Here is a 16,687-nt window from a genome sequence, read left to right as displayed (position 1 = left end):
GAGATGGGGGTTTCCCTAATGGAGACAAGCATGTTTGGAAGCTTACAAAAGATAGGAAAAGAAAAATCGAAGGATTTATTATATCAAATGATACTTATTCGCGATTTTGAAGAAGCGGTTGAAAAACAATTTATGCAAGGGAAAATTCACGGAACGATGCATCTTTGTATCGGCCAAGAACCAAGCGCTGTTGGTGCATGTGCGGTATTAACCAATCAGGATAAAATTACGAGTACTCACCGTGGACATGGACATTGTATTGCCAAGGGCTCAGAAGTGAAATATATGATGGCTGAGCTATTAGGGAAAGAAACAGGTTATTGTAAAGGAAAAGGCGGTTCCATGCATATTGCCGATTTAGAAATAGGAAATATAGGAGCAAATGGTATTGTAGCAGGAGGCCTGCCGATTGGTTGTGGGGCAGCCCTTACTTCTAAGAAGAAGGATTTAGGCTTTGTCGTTGTTTGTTTTTTCGGTGACGGTGCGACGAACGAAGGAGCCTTCCATGAATCTGTTAATATAGCTTCTGCTTGGAAATTACCAGTGATCTTCTTCTGTGAAAATAATCAGTACGGAATGTCTAGTTCCATCAAAGAAATGACGAATATCAAGAATTTAGCAGACCGTGCAAGTGCGTATGGAATTCCAGGCGTTACAATTGACGGCATAGATGTTATTGCAGTAATGGAAGAGACAAAAAAAGCAGTAGATCGTGCTAGAAATGGTGAAGGCCCTACCTTAATAGAAGCAAAAACTTATCGGTGGAGAGGACATTCCAAAAGTGATGCTAGAAAATACAGAACCCGTGATGAAGAACAAGATTGGATGACAAATCGAGACGGAATCAAGCAGTTCAAAGAAAAATTATTGAACGAGGGTTTTATCACAAGTGGAGAGATTGTTGAAGTAGAAGAAAAAGTGAAGAAAGTGTTGGCTGAAGCGATTGAGTTTGCGGAAAATAGTCCTGAACCTTCACTTAGCTCGCTTGAAGAAGACATATTTGCATAAGAAAATGTAAGAAGGGAGGAATATTCATGCGTAATATAACATATGCAGAAGCAATTAATGAGGTTATGTGCCAAGAAATTGAATCAAATGAAGATGTTTTTATTTTAGGGGAGGATATTGGGATATATGGTGGAGCGTTCGGATTAACTAGAGGAATGATTGAAAAGTTAGGGCCAGAAAAAGTATTAAATACTCCTATTTCAGAACAAGCCATTACAGGAGTTGCCATTGGGGCAGCCTTAATGGGCATGCGTCCCATTTTAGAACTCCAATTTTCTGACTTTGTGACGGTTGCGATGGATCAAATCGTAAACCAAGCAGCTAAATTACGTTATATGTATGGTGGAAAGGGAAAAGTTCCTATGGTTATTCGTACTCCAGGAGGTTCTGGAGCTGGTTTTGCTGCCCAGCATTCACAAAGCTTAGAGGCTTGGATGACACACATTCCAGGTTTAAAAGTAGTACAGCCATCAACAGCCTATGATGCAAAAGGTTTGTTTAAAGCAGCGTTAGATGATGACAACCCAGTTATTTTCTATGAGCATAAGCTTTTGTATGGAATGAAGGACGATGTACCGGAAGAATCCTATGTGATTCCACTGGGCAAAGCTGATGTTAAACGTGAAGGTAAGGATGTTACAGTCGTTGCTACTTCAATAATGGTTCATAGGGCTTTGCAAGCAGCTGAAGAGCTTGAAAAAGATGGAATTAGTGTTGAGATCATTGACCCACGTACGTTAGTACCGCTTGATACGGAAACAATCGTTAAATCAGTGAAAAAAACTGGGCGTGCTGTCGTCGTATATGAAGCAGTTCAACGAGGTGGATATGGAGCAGAAATTGCCAGTATGATTAACGAAAGTGAAGCATTTGATTATCTTGATGCACGAGTAATCAGAGTAGGTGGAAAGGCTGTTCCGATTCCGTATAATCCAACACTTGAAAAGAAAGCTGTTCCACAAGTTGAAGATATTAAGAAAGCTATTAAATCAACGTTAGTAACGTATGCCTAATGGGGGTGGGAAACAATGGCTGAACAAGTTTTGATGCCAAAGCTCGGAGCAACCATGGAGAGTGGAACGATATTGGATTGGATGAAGAGTGAAGGGGATAGAGTTGAAAAGGGTGAACCAATTCTTGAAATCATGACTGACAAAATTAACCTTGAAGTGGAGGCCACAACCTCAGGAATCCTGTTAAAGAGATTGTTTGATGTTGATGTTGAAGTCCCTGTTTTGGAGGTAATTGCCTATATTGGCGAGCCTGGTGAAAAAGTTGAGGATATACAAAGCTATCAAAAAAACAGTGTCAAAATTGAGGGGGCATCCGAACCAGTAGTAGAAAGTACCGGTTCTTCAAGTTTGGAAATGCAAATGGATATCACGGTTAATAGACCAAGAAGAACACCAGCAGCGAGGAAGTTGGCAAGAGAAAATGGCATTAACTTGCATAAAATTAAAGGTACGGGTCTAAACAAACGCATCCATGTAAAGGATGTTGAATTATTTATCAATAGTCAACAAAGAGTCAGCCCACTTGCTAGTAAGCTTGCGAATGATCAAAATATTGATTTAGCAACCATCCAAGGTACGGGGGTGAACGGAAAAATTATAACAGAAGATGTAGTGAAAAATCGTCTTATCCCCCAGAGCCATACAATTCAATATACTGGCATGAGAAGGGTGATCGGAGAAAAAATGGTACAGAGTGTTACTACTGTGCCTCATGTAACACTAACAACTGAAGTCGAAATGACGGCGGCGACAGAAATAAGAACGAAACTTTTAGACAAAATTAGCAAGGTCACAGGATATCGTTTATCCTATACTGAAATTTTCATTAAAGCGACAGCACAAGCATTAAAAGCACATAAAATGATGAATGCTTCATTAAACGGAAATACAATCGAACTTCATTCCGAAGTCAATGTTGGAGTAGCTGTTGCTATACCCAATGGTTTAGTCGTTCCAGTTATCAGAAACGCAGATATCATGGGGCTCTCAGATCTCACAGAAAAAAACAAGAGGATAGTCAAACTTGCACGGGAAAATAAGCTGGATCCGGAACACTTGGTGGGTGGAACGTTCACCATCAGTAATTTAGGAATGTATGCTGTCGATGTTTTTACGCCAATTATTAATAAGCCACAGTCTGCTATTCTTGGAATCGGGAGAATATTGGAAAAAGTCGTAGCTGACAACGGGTCATTTGCGGCCAAGCAATTCGTAAATTTAAGCCTTTCCTTTGATCATCGAGTGATTGATGGAGCTCCTGCAGCCGAGTTTCTCACTGAACTTAAAAATTTATTAGAAAATCCTTATGAATTAATGATTTGAGGTGATTGATATGAAGAAGTACGATTTAGTAATTGTCGGTGGAGGTCCTGGCGGCTATATTGCAGCAGTGCATGCCGCAAAACAAGGTTTGTCAGTGGCACTCATTGAAAATCAATACCTTGGGGGAACGTGCCTTAATACTGGGTGCATTCCTTCAAAAACGCTTTTACGGCATTCAGAATTTCTCGATATGTTAGAAAAAGCAAAGAAATGGGGCATAGAAACAGAAAATGTCACACTTTCTTTTGAAAAGATGATTCAACGGAAAAAAAGTGTTGTTGAGAATTTGCGCAAAGGCGTAGAATCCCTGCTATTAAGCACTAATGTCGATATATACAATGGGGTGGCAACCGTTCTTCCTGATTATCGCATTGTAATAGAGGAAAAGAATTCACAATCAGAATTGTATGGTAAAAAAATTATCATTGCTACTGGTTCAAAACCATTCATTCCTCCAGTTAAGGGGATTGAACTTGTAAAAGCCCATACAAGTGATACGATTTTTGAATTGGACTATATTCCAAAATCAATCGTCATTATTGGTGGAGGTATTATAGGAGTCGAGTTTGCTTGTATTTTTTCAAGCTTAAACGTGGACGTGACCATCATTGAAATGCGAGACAGGCTTATTGCCACAGAAGATGAAGATGCGTCGAGGTTAATGACCAAAGAACTTAAGAAAAAAGGCATCGCCATTCTTACATCTGCAAAATTGAAAGAGGCAGGAGAAAATGATTCGGAAAAGACATTAACTGTTGAACTTGCGAATTCCGAGCTGTTGACAGTTTCTGCCGAAGAAGTTCTGTTTGCCTCTGGTCGAAAGCCAAATTTAAACGGTACAATAAAGTTGGGGTTGGCAATGAATGGACCGTTTATCGCAGTGAATAAGCAAATGGAAACAAGCTTTCCGAATGTATATGCTGTTGGAGACGTTATTGGTGGCTGGCAATTGGCGCATGTTGCCAGTGCCGAAGGTATAGTGGCAGCCGCAAACGCATCTGGTATATATCAGGAAATTGATTATAAAGTGGTACCTCGCTGTATCTATACTTTTCCTGAAATTGCTAGTGTTGGATTATCAGAAAAAGAGGCAAAAGAAAGCGGATATTCTTATCGGTGTGAAACAATACAGTTAAGAGCAAACGGCAAAACATTGGCAATGGATGAGCCAAGCGGTTTTATCAAGCTTATTGCAGATGACAGCTACGACGAAATTCTAGGAGCGGTAATGGTTGGTCCTCATGTAACCGAAATGATTTCTGAGGTATCAACAGCTATTTTTCTAGAAGGGACTGTAGATGAACTAGCATCGTTGATCCATCCACATCCCACTGTATCAGAAGGAATCTGGGAAGTCGCAAGAACTTGGCTAGAGAAAAAGAAATTTTTAATACATCAATAATCTATTAAATTGGTTTCTTTCTAATAGTTCGTTGTAATAGAGTAATAATGATAGAGGCAATCAACTAAGTGCCTGACACTTTCAGCTACAAGCTACCGAGTGCAGGCTTTTTTGTTTAAGTAATTACTAAAATTACGAAATCCAGGACAAAATTCTTATAAACAGTATTATTAAATAATAAGGGGAATTTCAGTACTTATTAATAGATAATATACTTTTGAAATTGAAGAAAATCTGTTATTATGTGGAAATGTACAAATACATAATTTTTAGTTTAACAAAACCCTATTTAAAAAAGGGGGATATCATTGTGACAACTGAGTACTCATACAAAGAGATGTATAATAGATGGGAAATATTTATTAACGGTGGAAACGATACTTCACATTTGAGGAAAGAAGTTGCTGATTCTTGGAAGCGATGCAAAAAATTGAATGTGAATCCCTTTAAAATACCACCTATAATGGATGAATATGAAATTGAAGAGATCATAAGTAAAAACCAATACTTAATTAATGTCGTAGGACCATTTATTAAGCTAATTAGTGATCTAACTAAAGAAACAAATTTTTTATATGTGTTAACAGATCAAAACGGAAATGTGATAGAGGTTAGAGGTGAAAAACACGTTGTCGAGCAAGCCAAAAAGAGTAATTTTGTAATTGGTGCAAACCGTTTCGAAGGTGCTGGAACAAATGCAATCAGTGTCGCGATTATTACTGGAAAACCTATACACATTGGAGGACCTGAACATTATAACGTCAACTTTCATCAATGGTCTTGTGCAGCAGCTCCAATCCACGATAGCAAAGGGGAATTAAGGGGTGTCCTCACTCTTTCAGGGCATTATTCACTCAAGCACACTCATACTCTTGGAATGGTTGTCTCTCTTGCCAAAGTCATCGAACAAGAACTTCTTTTTAATGAAAAAAATTTAGAGAAAGAAAAGAAGAACAAACTATCATCCAATAACTATTTTACTTTTGAAGACATTATTGGAAGTGGAGAAGGGATTCAATCTGCAATTAATTTGGCAAGAGTGGTTTCGAAAACGAGCACAAGAATACTTGTTGAAGGCGAGAGTGGCACGGGAAAAGAATTATTTGTCCAAGCCATACATCATGCAAGCGAGAGAAGTGAATATCCTTTTGTTGCAGTAAACTGCGGAGCCATTCCAGCTCAACTAATTGAAAGTGAACTATTTGGATACCATGACGGTGCTTTTACCGGAGCGAAAAAGGGTGGAATGCCAGGAAAGTTTGAACTGGCAAATAACGGTACGCTATTTTTGGACGAAATTAACAGTATGCCTGAAGACATGCAAGTTAAGTTACTGAGGGTGTTACAGGAGAATGAAGTGACACGTGTGGGTGGTACAACACCCATTCCAATCAATGTGCGAGTAATTGGAGCATCTAATGAATCACTGGAAACATTAGTAGACAAAAAGGATTTTCGAAGAGATTTATATTATAGATTAGGAATTATTGTACTCCAAATCCCACCATTAAGAGAAAGAACGGAAGACATTCCTGAATTATTTATTTACTTATTAAATAAGATTTGTAAGCGACTAAATGAAAAATGTCCTGAATTCGACCCTGATATTTTGGAGTATTTGAAATTATTCCATTGGCCAGGAAATATAAGAGAGCTAGAAAACTATATTGAGAGGGCGGTAGTGCTATCCCAAGGTAAAAAACTAACAATGGAATATTTTCCATATAAAGTGATTGAACATGTTTTTATGCCTAAAAAAATTGAATTAACCTCTTTGGAAAATATGGAAAAACAATTCATTCAAAAAGCATTAGATGTCTTTGACGGAAATATGTCAAAAACATCTCAGCTCCTCGGGATTACAAGAAAAACATTGTATAACAAAATGAAAACGTTTAATCTACAAAAAAATAGTAGAGAAAGAATTTTATAATTAACTAATACTACTCCTTGCTTCAATGTTTATGACGTTGACATAGATCAGCCCAGCTTACTTGAAAATATCGTTTTTCGTCTGTAGTTGCTTACTGTCTATTACGTAATCATTAACTCAAGTACCGTAAAAATTAGGTATATCCTCTCCCAGCGTAATTTATTTTACTAAGTGTTTGTTTCAGAATTCGGATTAACAAGTTTAATTTTTAATAGAAGTAGTGACTTAGGGCGATGGTGCAATGCATATAAAGTGAATTTTCTTGTAATTCTGTGAAAACACATCCATCATATCTCCATCGTCCATTATTGTCTGAGTACTGACGCACGCGCTGGAATTAAATCATCTACCTTGATTTCAGGAGTTAAAGGCTTTCGTAAATTGCGTATTGCAGAGCGGAGTATTCATCCATCCCTTCTTTCATAAATATACTCGTGCTTTCCCAATCCCCTGTATCTTAACACTTCCATTAAATCTTTAGTATTGAATACTGTTTTGTATTAATCGTTCACTTTTCACGAATAACTCAGCACTTGGCACAGCATTATTTTCTCCGCTAGTCATGCTGGTAAAATACACACCTAAAAAAATAGGAATTGCGGATTAGATACAGGATAAATTAATGTTTAACAAGATAATGTTTTTCTGTTATCAATTAATAATCCTCAGTTCGGATCTGCACAATTTTGGGATTTTATACCCAGCAGATGCAGCTATACAATCACTGTGCATGCTGGTACAGTTAACCACGATATGCGCTTTTAACTTACCGCGACTCTACTCAATCATCGTTTAGTATTTCACTTTTTCAACATAGGTTTCCCAAGTGCGGAATGGTAAATCATGGTCATTAAAAGACAATTGTTTCATTTCAATCGTGCGATTTTCCATTGGCAGGGCAAGTTCTTTGTATATAAAGTGATCATCAAAGCCGATAATTGCAGCGTCTTCTTTAGTGCATGCGTAATAAATGGCTTTTGGACGTGCCCAATAAATAGCACCGATGCACATGGGGCAAGGTTCGCAGCTAGTGTATATTTCACAATCTGTAAGCTGGAAGCTGTCGAGATTCCTGCATGCATCACGAATCGCCTGTACTTCGGCGTGAGCAGTAGGATCGTTGGCTGTTGTCACATTATTACATCCTCTGCCTACGACTTTGCCATCTTTTACGATTATAGCACCGAAAGGTCCTCCGTTCTTTGCCAATACATTTTCATATGCAAGCTGAACAGCCATCTCCATGAATTTTACATCCACTAAAAACACCCCTTCATATATATTTATAACCTAAAGTACTGATGTTACGTTTATTAACGTAAATATAATAAACAATATACCATATGCATGGGGAAATGGAATATTGTTTTCTGAAAATAGAGAAAAGTCAGTTTGTGTTAGAATATATGATGTGCAATCAAAATGGTTTAAAAGAATTTTTACAAATAATAATAAAACTGATATTGTTAAAAGAAAATCATTAAGATTATGAAGGTGAAGTGCATGGGGTTTTTGGGAGTTCTTTTACCGATATTCGGTATTTTTGTTTTAGGGTTCATCGGTCAGAAAAAGTTCAAACTTGATACAAAATCGATTTCCACGATGGCATTATATTTAATGTCACCTTTTCTTGTGTTCCGGACTTTTTATTCCGCAGAATTTACGATTAATTATTTCTACCTGTTCTTATTCACGATAGTACTTTGTCTTTCTCTTATACTGGTAGTCTACATCATATCTTATTTTCGCAATTATACAGTCACTGAGACAAGCGGCATGATATTGGCATCTGCATTCATGAATAACGGAAATTACGGAACACCCGTCATTTTCCTGTTATTCGGAGCCGCAGGACTCGATTATGCAATCATCCTTATGGTGGGACAGCAGTTAGTAATGTGCACGATCGGCATTTATTTCGCAGCGAAGGGCAGCCCGGAAGGTAACGGAGTTCAAACGGCGATTAAAGCAGTATGTCGAATGCCAATTGTTTATGGAGCCATTGCCGGTACAGTATTTCAGTTCGTTAACGTACCTTTAAGCAATTCGGTTATGGAAGCTATTAACCTTGTTGCAAATGCAGCGATTCCCACAATAATGATTACACTGGGAATGCAGCTGGCCAACATTTCGCTGAAAAAAATAGCCTATCGGAAGCTATCAGTTTCGCTGCTCCTTAAACTTGCCGTGTCACCGGCCATTGCCTTCCTGCTATCTCTTGCCTTGCCAGTGAGTGATATGGTCAGGCATATCATGGTCATCGTAGCTGCAATGCCAACGGCGGCCAACACTACGATGTATGCGCTCCAATTCAATACGGAGCCTGAATTCGTATCAAGTGCTACGTTCATAAGTACATCATTAAGCCTGATTACGCTTCCAATCATCTTTTTCTTTGTATTATAGGAGATTATCATTCTAATTATGTGGGCAAACTTATTATATACAAGAAGCGGAAGAATCCTGGCTAATTAAAAGAGGGATCCGGAAAGATTATATGAATTACCTTTGACCTCGCGGTTAGTGAACGACTTGTGGACTTGGATTTAGGTGTCCAAAACATTTTCATTTAAAATTAAAGGGCAAGCTTGTTAACTGGTGTTTACTTTTTTTAATGCCTGTATTTGATTGGAGGGGTTTTATGTTCCAGACTAAAATTGAACTGACTAATACTGGAAAGATTGATGCCATTTTAAAGGGAATCGTTCTGAAAACCTATGAAGAGTCACTGGAAGAAAAACTCTTGCTATGCATGGAGTGCGGTGATGTTGATTTTTATATCGCGTATTCAAATAATGAGGAACTTCAGGATGCGATAAATGAAAACTTTGAAATTGATGAATATGGCGAAATCGTGAAAATAGATGAACATCAGGAACTTATGGATGATTTATACGATTATTTCTTGATCATACATAAGGATAGTGATTTGTTTGATTTTTTTCCAGTAGGTCCATATACTCACGGAGGGGAAACCCGTGAATCGGATACGGATATGCTGGCGCCAAGGGGTTTATATTCAGCGCCATTTGAAGACGCGATAAAGGAATGATGAAAAAGACAGCGATAGCTGTCTTTTTGTATTTTTAAGAGCGTATTAAGCCTTCGGGAAATAAATGCATTTTTACAAAAAGAGGGAATTTTTTTTATGGATATCAGTTTAAATTTATCAGTTTTATGAAATATAGCAATAATATCATGAAATATAATATCGTTTTTAACAATTTAAAGTTTATATGGTAATTTTAAGAAATATTATATATAATAAAAATGTGAATATTGAATATATTATTTGAATTACTAGTTTAAAATAACAATAAAAATGGACTTTTCACGATGAATTATGAAATATTGGGAAATAATTTTTGAAGAAAGGATTATACATAAGATTTGTTTCGAGTTAAGAGAGTGATATATTACGCTTTTAGAATTCTGATTATTATAAATTTTCAGTTTTGGGCAGGGGGCTAATTATGATAGTTTTTGACCGAGTGAATAAGTATTATGGCGATTTCCATGTATTGAAAGAAATTAATCTTACAATTAAGAAGGGGGAGGTGGTAGTGGTCATCGGACCTTCGGGTTCAGGGAAAAGTACACTGCTTCGATGCATTAATCGTCTAGAGACCATTTCGCAAGGTTCCCTTTCAATAAATGGTCTAAATGTAGCGGATAAAAAGACGGACATAAACAAACTTCGTCGGAATATCGGTATGGTTTTCCAGCATTTTCACTTATATCCTCATAAAACAGTGCTCGAGAATATCATGCTTGCTCCCAGGAAAGTTCTAGGGCAATCCGAAGAGGAAGCGAAAAAGATTGCACTGAAGTATCTGGACAAAGTGGGGATTGGAGATAAAGCGAATTCATTTCCTTCTCAGCTTTCAGGTGGACAGCAGCAACGGGTAGCGATTGCCAGAGGTTTGGCAATGGGACCTGAAATCATGCTATTTGATGAACCTACCTCAGCCTTGGATCCAGAAATGATTGGCGAGGTACTGGATGTAATGAAAGCACTTGCCCATGAAGGTATGACGATGGTGGTGGTCACGCACGAAATGGGATTTGCCCGTGAAGTAGCGGATCGAATCGTATTCATGGACGAAGGCAGGGTTTTAGAAGAGGCATCACCGGCTGAGTTTTACGCCAATCCTCGTGAAGAGAGGGCTCGTTTATTCCTTAGCCGTATATTAAATCATTAAAAAAACAGGGGTGAATTACATGTTGAAGAAAAAGAAATGGTTAAAATTATCTTTGCTATCCTTACTGGCTGTCATTTTATTAGCTGGATGCGGCGGGGGGAACGATTCAGACAAAGCTGAAGAGGGTGGAGGCAAAGACAAAGAAAAAGATGTTCTCGCACAAGTGAAGGAAAAGGATAAGATCGTTTTTGGGGTGAAAAATGATACAAGACTATTCGGATTGAAGAATCCTAGTACTGGAGAGGTTGAAGGCTTTGATATTGATATTGCCAAAGCTCTTGCAGCAGAAATCCTTGGTGATGAGAATAAAGTTGAATTTAAAGAAGTGACTTCTAAAACCAGGATGGCATTATTGAATAATGGTGATATCGATGCGATTGTAGCGACCATGACAATCACGGAAGATCGTAAAAAAGAAGTAGACTTCACTGATGTTTATTTCGACGCAGGACAATCTTTATTAGTCAAAAAGGGCAGCGATATCAAGGGTATTGATAGTTTAAAAGGGAAAAAGGTATTGGCTGTCAAGGGCTCTACTTCTTCCATAAATATCCGTGAAAAAGCTCCTGAAGCACAAGTGCTTGAATTTGAAAACTATTCCGAAGCGTTCGCTGCACTTAAATCCGGACAAGGGGATGCATTGACCACGGATGATTCCATCCTTTATGGAATGGCAGATGAAGATCCAAGTTATGAGCTTGTTGGCGGTACATTTACGGAAGAACCTTATGGTATTGCCGTGAAAAAAGGAAATGCTGAATTTGTTGAAGAGTTGAATAAAGCCCTTAAGTCTCTTAAAGATTCAGGCAAGTACGATGAAATCCATGATAAATGGATTAAACATTAAACATTTTAGCAAATGGATAAGGGAAGCTGACCTTAAATAACATTTGAACATTTGTCTATGAGGATGAGCGTTTTGCTCATCCTTACTAGTTAAAGGAGTGTATGCCGTGCTTGATTTCTCCATTTTAACAGAGAATCTGGATATGTATTTATTAGGCTTTAAAAATACGATCATGTCGAGTTTGGTCGCGTTGATAGCGAGTTTGATTCTTGGTGTGCTAATTGCCATCATGCGGATTGCACCATTAAAGCCACTAAACTGGCTGGGTACCGCCTATGTCGAGTTCATTCGGAACATACCGTTATTGATCATAACCTTTTTCTTCTTTCTCGGTCTTAAACTAAGCGGACTATACGCCGGGACATTAGCCTTGACCATTTACACTTCATCTTTCATAGCTGAGGCAATTCGCGCAGGCATACTTTCTGTGCCAAAGGGTCAAATGGAAGCTGCCCGTTCATCAGGTCTGACTTATGGACAGGCAATGAGGCTCGTCATTCTGCCGCAGGCCGTTAAAATAGTCATTCCTCCTTTAGGAAACCAATTTATCAATCTAGTAAAGAATTCTTCCATTTTAGCCGTTGTTGCAGGACTCGATCTTATGTACCACGGGGATTTGATTTCTTCAAGGACTTTTGTCGTGTTTGATGTGTACATTTTCGTTGCAGCGTTTTACTTAATTCTTACCATTCCTTTAAGTTTTGGCGTTGGTTATTTGGAAAAACGTCTGGCTAAGAGTAATTGAGGGAGGTATAAGATATGGATTTTGCAGGTGCCTATACACCAGATAATCTTAAGTTTTTATTAGAAGGATTTTGGGTAACGCTCCAGGTAGCTTTTATATCCATTATTCTAAGTTTCATTATTGGCGGTCTTGTAGGTATAATCCGATACGCAAAAGTGCCGGTGTTATCACAAATATTAGCTTTGATTGTAGAAACGGTGCGTAATTTGCCTCTGTTATTGATAATATTTTTTACCTATTTTGCTTTGCCGGAGATACGGATTAAACTGGAAATCATTCCAGCAGCCATAGTTGCCTTGACAATTTTTGAGTCAGCCATGCTTTCTGAAGTCATTCGAAGTGGGCTAAAATCCATTGATAAAGGCCAAATGGAAGCTGCCCGTTCATCAGGTTTGAGCTATACACAGGCATTGATACATATTATTCTGCCCCAAGCGCTGCGCCGCATGGTTCCTCCCATTGTCAGCCAATTCATTTCTTTATTAAAGGATACCTCTTTAGCGGTTGTCATCTCTTTGCCGGAGCTGACCCATCATGGTCAAATCATATATGGACAAAGTCAAAAGTATTTAATACCGATTTTGATCCTGGTGGCTCTCATGTACTTCATTGTGAATTATAGCCTTTCTTTGGTAGCCCAGAGACTTGAATTGAAACGAACCTAAAAAAACGGCTCAGAAATGAGTCGTTTTCTACTTGTCTACGAGGTTCGGAAGTGTCTCACCCCTAACTATGATTATAAAACTATACTTGGTTATCCTTCATGTAATTTCCTTATGAACCCCAAAAGATTGAAGAAATTTGCGACACTCCTGCCGAATAACTGGCTAGCCGAGACCCCACAGGCACGTGCTTTGATGAGGCTTGGCATACAGTCGGCGGAAAAGGCGTGGATTTCTGGTATGGACTGGAATAATAGTGATGAATGAATACACAAAAAATGAATCTTTTACTTTTAATAACCGTATATATAAAGGAAGAAAGAAGGTGGAATATATGTCGGAAATTAAAAGAAGCAATAGCAAAGCGATTGTATCATTGATCATGGGTGTATTATCTTTGTTTATTCCATTCATAGGCATCATATTAGGTATTCTCGGTTTAATATTTGCATCGAAGAGCAAACAAGAAATTAAGCTTACTGGTGAATCTGGAGATGGATTAGTGACAGCTGGAAAAGTGTGCAGCATTGTTGGAATAATCTTGAATGTTCTCGTGATTCTGATTTTCCTGGTGTTTTTTTATTTCGCAGTAAATACGGACATAACAACCTATTGAGTGCAAAAATTAACTTGACAAACAAAGAAAAGTAAATTAAACCTATATAAAATGGAAATTCATGTTATAATTAATATAAAAACCTAAATTTTGTATGAAGGGATGATATTTTGACCATTCAAATCTTTGAGTACCCAGCCGTATTCTATTATGAAAAACACCCGTTGATTATCGACTCTTTTTCCGTTCAGGTTTGTTTCCCGGATTTTAGGCGAGAAGGAATTATTTCTTCCGTTAGCGGTAGGAATCGGGTAGATGCCTTAGCTTGTGCTCAAGAACTGCTGGAATCCATGGTCGAACATTTTATTCACGATAAAAAAAGAATCCCGGATGCAAGTGAAATGGAAAAGGTAAATCTGGATAGGGGAATCAATATTTGTGAGGCTGCACCCTTCAGGATTGAAATAGAAAATATCACATATGCAAAATAAAAAACCTTGCCGGTTAAAGGACAAGGTTTTTATTTTGCATTTCTTGAGATTCAATGAAAATTTTGTAACCCGGATTGTCAGGCACTTAATACGTACATAGAATATTATTTTTTGTATAAGGTGAACTCGACAGTGACCATTGTATAAAATACTCCGGATTGGCTTCACTTTCATTTATGATTTGGTTAAAAATATGTTATCAGAGTAGGACGCCCAAGTATTTTTCCAGTAGAAAGCGTCCCCATCACCTCAAGTTTTAATCATTCTATTTAAAACAATGAAGACTTTTGGGCAAAAGGGTTCTATCTAAAAGTTAAACAAAGTTGATTGGAGCGGGTGTGCGAGACCCCTGCGGGAAAAGCGAGAGCCTGGTGGAGAGGAAATTAACGTTTAAATTGCACAAACCCCTAAAAAAACAGTAGGCAAACTCGATTTTCATAGGGGATGTCTTCAGTCTGTAACCATCATGACCTGTAGAGGAATGATGGTTTTTTGTTTCGCTTGAAATTTCGATTTAATTATTTTTTAATTTTGGGGAAAGGATATTGCGTTCTTTATAACGAATATGTATAGTATAGGTAACGTAGGTAAAAAGTATCAATAGTTATATATTTTGGAGGTGTATGTGTGAAATATTATATAGCATCAGACGAAAAAAATTTGAAGCAAGTCAAATCATTGATCAAGAAATTGACTTCAAAAGGGTTTACATGTGTGAATGACTTGAATTTAATTACGAATGATGAGAAAAACCAAATAACGGACGGCATTGGAGAATATGAGAAAAAGGGGATTGAGGAAGCCGATTTCATGCTGATCTTCCTAACCGCAGGAAAAGGTAATCTATATGAGCTTGGCTATGCTTTATCTTTAAATAAGAAAATAATTGTGTATTCGCCTGAGAAAGACAATTATCATATTAATAAAAAATCAATATTTCATAATCTGCCCGAGGTAACAATCTGCAGCGGGACCTTTTATAAGCTGGTTAAATTGATACATACGCTTTCTCCGGAAGGATCTGAACAAGATTCACTGCATCTTAAATAAATGTCAAATGTAAAATTTTAAGGATACCCTCTAATAAAATTTCTTTTGAACGAATTGTTTATAGTATTAAAAATGAGGGTAAAGACCATTAAAAAAGGGAGAGGACTGTTTTGGCCATTATTGATATCGACCAATTATTGTTAGCCACTGAAGCGATAGCAGAAGAGTCAGTTCCATTCCATCTTGATACATTTGACATCGATCAACTTTTAGATAAAACGGATAATTGGTAAGGAAAAGCATGCCCAGAGAGGATATGCTTTTTTTCTGACTAAAAATAACCTGAGTACCGGTATGAAAAAAATACAAGTAATCAGGCAAGTGAGGATATTTTAAAGAATTGGATAAAGTTAAAACCGGCGTCCTTTTACGAATCCTAATATCACAAACATCGAGATGGTGCCAATAACAAAAATTGCTTTAATGGAATTTACGAGAATTTCATCGTACATTTGTATTACCTCCTTTTATGTAATGACAGTGCGATTATGATTAGCTGTTGATGTATAAATTATAACATAAAGTCAATAACCGGTGGTGGGAAATTAAAGACGATATGGGTAATAATGTATAGGTTGGAAAGTTAAAACACAAAAAAAGATATCCTCTAAAAGTGGATATCGGCAATGAAAATTATTTAAGTCCAAGCGCTTTTTTCGTTTTTGGTCCGACGATTCCATCAGAAGTAAGCTTTTTGGAGCTTTGGAATTTTTTCACAGCTGTTTCGGTGTTTTTTCCAAATGATCCATCCACTCCTTTAGTGCTGAATCCAAGTTTAGTTAATCTTTTTTGCAGTTCAATTACTTGGGGGCCACTGCTTCCTTTTTTTAGGGTAGAGTTGGTATTTACAGGTAGGCTCACAGATCCGCTCACTTTATATCCATTCGTGGCAGCTATGGTGGCAAATGATCTATTCGAACTGGCAATCAAGACTACAGTGTTCATTCTCACCCTATCGTACAGCCACTGAACTTCATTGTTATACATCCGAATACAACCGGCACTTATATATTTCCCAATGGTTGTAGAATCATTATTGCCATGTATTGCGTACGTATTTCCTGGTGTGTTCCTTGCATTGATCCCCAGCCATCTTTTACCTAGAGGGTTTTTTGGGTCTCCGCCTCTAATGTTGCCTTTATAATAGGGACGATTCACAATCTTTGTCACTACCTTGAACTTTCCTTCAGGAGTGTAGGAGGCTTTCTTTCCTGTCGCCACGATGAATACCCTCACCAACTTATCATTTTCGTAATAGGCAAGCTGATTATTGGCTTTATTGATGATAATCAGTTGTCTTGCTGCCGCACCTGAAGTATTACTGAACCCAACAAAAGTAAAGGCGAATATCAATATAAATACAATTAATTTCCTCATGTTTTTCCCCGTCCCTCATTTAAGCAACCTACTTTTACACATATACTATCCTATGCATGAAGTGGGGCTAAAGTGACA

General features: G+C 37.7%; 18 protein-coding genes. 16 read left to right on the top strand and 2 right to left on the bottom strand.

What is annotated here, in order from left to right; genetic code table 11:
* Positions 1 to 18: 18 nt before the first annotated feature.
* The 5 genes from ACSR9O_RS14580 to ACSR9O_RS14560 all read left to right on the top strand — a co-directional run bounded on the left by ACSR9O_RS14580 (position 19) and on the right by ACSR9O_RS14560 (position 6,679).
* Positions 19 to 1,008, top strand: a complete 990-nt coding sequence (locus tag ACSR9O_RS14580; protein WP_491724591.1) for a thiamine pyrophosphate-dependent dehydrogenase E1 component subunit alpha — start codon at positions 19 to 21, stop codon at positions 1,006 to 1,008.
* Between the two features lie 26 nt (positions 1,009 to 1,034).
* Complete coding sequence (locus ACSR9O_RS14575; protein ID WP_491724590.1) at positions 1,035 to 2,021, top strand: alpha-ketoacid dehydrogenase subunit beta; 987 nt, start codon at positions 1,035 to 1,037, stop codon at positions 2,019 to 2,021.
* A gap of 15 nt (positions 2,022 to 2,036) precedes the next feature.
* On the top strand, positions 2,037 to 3,344 hold the full coding sequence (locus tag ACSR9O_RS14570; RefSeq protein WP_491724589.1) for a dihydrolipoamide acetyltransferase family protein: 1,308 nt from the start codon (positions 2,037 to 2,039) through the stop codon (positions 3,342 to 3,344).
* A 10-nt stretch (positions 3,345 to 3,354) separates the two neighbouring features.
* A complete protein-coding gene (gene lpdA / locus ACSR9O_RS14565) occupies positions 3,355 to 4,746 on the top strand; it encodes a dihydrolipoyl dehydrogenase (RefSeq protein ID WP_491724588.1) in 1,392 nt (463 codons plus the stop codon).
* A 310-nt stretch (positions 4,747 to 5,056) separates the two neighbouring features.
* Positions 5,057 to 6,679 (top strand): sigma-54-dependent Fis family transcriptional regulator, encoded by a 1,623-nt coding sequence (locus tag ACSR9O_RS14560; protein ID WP_491724587.1) that lies wholly within the window; start codon positions 5,057 to 5,059, stop codon positions 6,677 to 6,679.
* Between the two features lie 792 nt (positions 6,680 to 7,471).
* On the opposite strand, the gene ACSR9O_RS14555 is transcribed toward ACSR9O_RS14560, so the two are convergent.
* On the bottom strand, positions 7,472 to 7,924 hold the full coding sequence (locus ACSR9O_RS14555) for a nucleoside deaminase (protein WP_427574486.1): 453 nt from the start codon (positions 7,922 to 7,924) through the stop codon (positions 7,472 to 7,474).
* 258 nt (positions 7,925 to 8,182) lie between these two features.
* On the opposite strand from ACSR9O_RS14555, the gene ACSR9O_RS14550 reads away from it, so the two are divergent.
* The 11 genes from ACSR9O_RS14550 to ACSR9O_RS14500 all read left to right on the top strand — a co-directional run bounded on the left by ACSR9O_RS14550 (position 8,183) and on the right by ACSR9O_RS14500 (position 15,465).
* Positions 8,183 to 9,085: an AEC family transporter gene (locus ACSR9O_RS14550; protein ID WP_230175887.1), complete on the top strand. Its 903-nt coding sequence runs from the start codon at positions 8,183 to 8,185 to the stop codon at positions 9,083 to 9,085.
* Positions 9,086 to 9,320: 235 nt separating this feature from the next.
* Positions 9,321 to 9,731: a hypothetical protein gene (locus ACSR9O_RS14545; RefSeq protein ID WP_491724586.1), complete on the top strand. Its 411-nt coding sequence runs from the start codon at positions 9,321 to 9,323 to the stop codon at positions 9,729 to 9,731.
* A gap of 421 nt (positions 9,732 to 10,152) precedes the next feature.
* A complete protein-coding gene (locus ACSR9O_RS14540; protein ID WP_048687119.1) occupies positions 10,153 to 10,881 on the top strand; it encodes an amino acid ABC transporter ATP-binding protein in 729 nt (242 codons plus the stop codon).
* A 19-nt stretch (positions 10,882 to 10,900) separates the two neighbouring features.
* A complete protein-coding gene (locus ACSR9O_RS14535; protein ID WP_101225415.1) occupies positions 10,901 to 11,728 on the top strand; it encodes a transporter substrate-binding domain-containing protein in 828 nt (275 codons plus the stop codon).
* A 106-nt stretch (positions 11,729 to 11,834) separates the two neighbouring features.
* A complete protein-coding gene (locus tag ACSR9O_RS14530; protein ID WP_048687123.1) occupies positions 11,835 to 12,473 on the top strand; it encodes an amino acid ABC transporter permease in 639 nt (212 codons plus the stop codon).
* Positions 12,474 to 12,487: 14 nt separating this feature from the next.
* The gene (locus ACSR9O_RS14525) at positions 12,488 to 13,138 is read left to right on the top strand and encodes an amino acid ABC transporter permease (RefSeq protein ID WP_034307000.1); all 651 of its coding nucleotides are present in this window, start codon (positions 12,488 to 12,490) and stop codon (positions 13,136 to 13,138) included.
* A gap of 111 nt (positions 13,139 to 13,249) precedes the next feature.
* Positions 13,250 to 13,402, top strand: coding sequence for a hypothetical protein (locus tag ACSR9O_RS14520; protein ID WP_232783025.1), 153 nt, complete (start codon positions 13,250 to 13,252; stop codon positions 13,400 to 13,402).
* Between the two features lie 67 nt (positions 13,403 to 13,469).
* Complete coding sequence (locus tag ACSR9O_RS14515) at positions 13,470 to 13,751, top strand: DUF4190 domain-containing protein (RefSeq protein WP_101225483.1); 282 nt, start codon at positions 13,470 to 13,472, stop codon at positions 13,749 to 13,751.
* 110 nt (positions 13,752 to 13,861) lie between these two features.
* Entirely contained in the window at positions 13,862 to 14,182 is a 321-nt protein-coding gene (locus ACSR9O_RS14510) for a type II toxin-antitoxin system HicB family antitoxin (protein WP_101225412.1), read from the top strand.
* 627 nt (positions 14,183 to 14,809) lie between these two features.
* On the top strand, positions 14,810 to 15,232 hold the full coding sequence (locus ACSR9O_RS14505) for a nucleoside 2-deoxyribosyltransferase (RefSeq protein WP_157831145.1): 423 nt from the start codon (positions 14,810 to 14,812) through the stop codon (positions 15,230 to 15,232).
* A 110-nt stretch (positions 15,233 to 15,342) separates the two neighbouring features.
* Complete coding sequence (locus ACSR9O_RS14500; protein ID WP_272492815.1) at positions 15,343 to 15,465, top strand: hypothetical protein; 123 nt, start codon at positions 15,343 to 15,345, stop codon at positions 15,463 to 15,465.
* A 400-nt stretch (positions 15,466 to 15,865) separates the two neighbouring features.
* Here the strand turns inward: ACSR9O_RS14500 and ACSR9O_RS14495 are convergent, their stop codons facing one another.
* Positions 15,866 to 16,609: a L,D-transpeptidase family protein gene (locus ACSR9O_RS14495; RefSeq protein WP_101225410.1), complete on the bottom strand. Its 744-nt coding sequence runs from the start codon at positions 16,607 to 16,609 to the stop codon at positions 15,866 to 15,868.
* Positions 16,610 to 16,687 lie beyond the last annotated feature (78 nt).

Source organism: Peribacillus sp. B65 (genome assembly GCF_058513295.1).
The sequence above is the reverse complement of the archived record's forward strand: the minus strand, read 5'-3'. Positions and strand labels throughout refer to the sequence as shown.

Bases quoted from the DNA above. Each gene is read 5' to 3' on its own strand.
- ACSR9O_RS14580 (WP_491724591.1), top strand. From the start codon at position 19: ATGGAGACAAGCATGTTTGGAAGCTTACAAAAGATAGGAAAAGAAAAA.
- ACSR9O_RS14575 (WP_491724590.1), top strand. From the start codon at position 1,035: ATGCGTAATATAACATATGCAGAAGCAATTAATGAGGTTATGTGCCAA.
- ACSR9O_RS14570 (WP_491724589.1), top strand. From the start codon at position 2,037: ATGGCTGAACAAGTTTTGATGCCAAAGCTCGGAGCAACCATGGAGAGT.
- lpdA (WP_491724588.1), top strand. From the start codon at position 3,355: ATGAAGAAGTACGATTTAGTAATTGTCGGTGGAGGTCCTGGCGGCTAT.
- ACSR9O_RS14555 (WP_427574486.1), bottom strand. From the start codon at position 7,924: ATGGAGATGGCTGTTCAGCTTGCATATGAAAATGTATTGGCAAAGAAC.
- ACSR9O_RS14550 (WP_230175887.1), top strand. From the start codon at position 8,183: ATGGGGTTTTTGGGAGTTCTTTTACCGATATTCGGTATTTTTGTTTTA.
- ACSR9O_RS14545 (WP_491724586.1), top strand. From the start codon at position 9,321: ATGTTCCAGACTAAAATTGAACTGACTAATACTGGAAAGATTGATGCC.
- ACSR9O_RS14540 (WP_048687119.1), top strand. From the start codon at position 10,153: ATGATAGTTTTTGACCGAGTGAATAAGTATTATGGCGATTTCCATGTA.
- ACSR9O_RS14535 (WP_101225415.1), top strand. From the start codon at position 10,901: ATGTTGAAGAAAAAGAAATGGTTAAAATTATCTTTGCTATCCTTACTG.
- ACSR9O_RS14525 (WP_034307000.1), top strand. From the start codon at position 12,488: ATGGATTTTGCAGGTGCCTATACACCAGATAATCTTAAGTTTTTATTA.
- ACSR9O_RS14520 (WP_232783025.1), top strand. From the start codon at position 13,250: ATGAACCCCAAAAGATTGAAGAAATTTGCGACACTCCTGCCGAATAAC.
- ACSR9O_RS14515 (WP_101225483.1), top strand. From the start codon at position 13,470: ATGTCGGAAATTAAAAGAAGCAATAGCAAAGCGATTGTATCATTGATC.
- ACSR9O_RS14495 (WP_101225410.1), bottom strand. From the start codon at position 16,609: ATGAGGAAATTAATTGTATTTATATTGATATTCGCCTTTACTTTTGTT.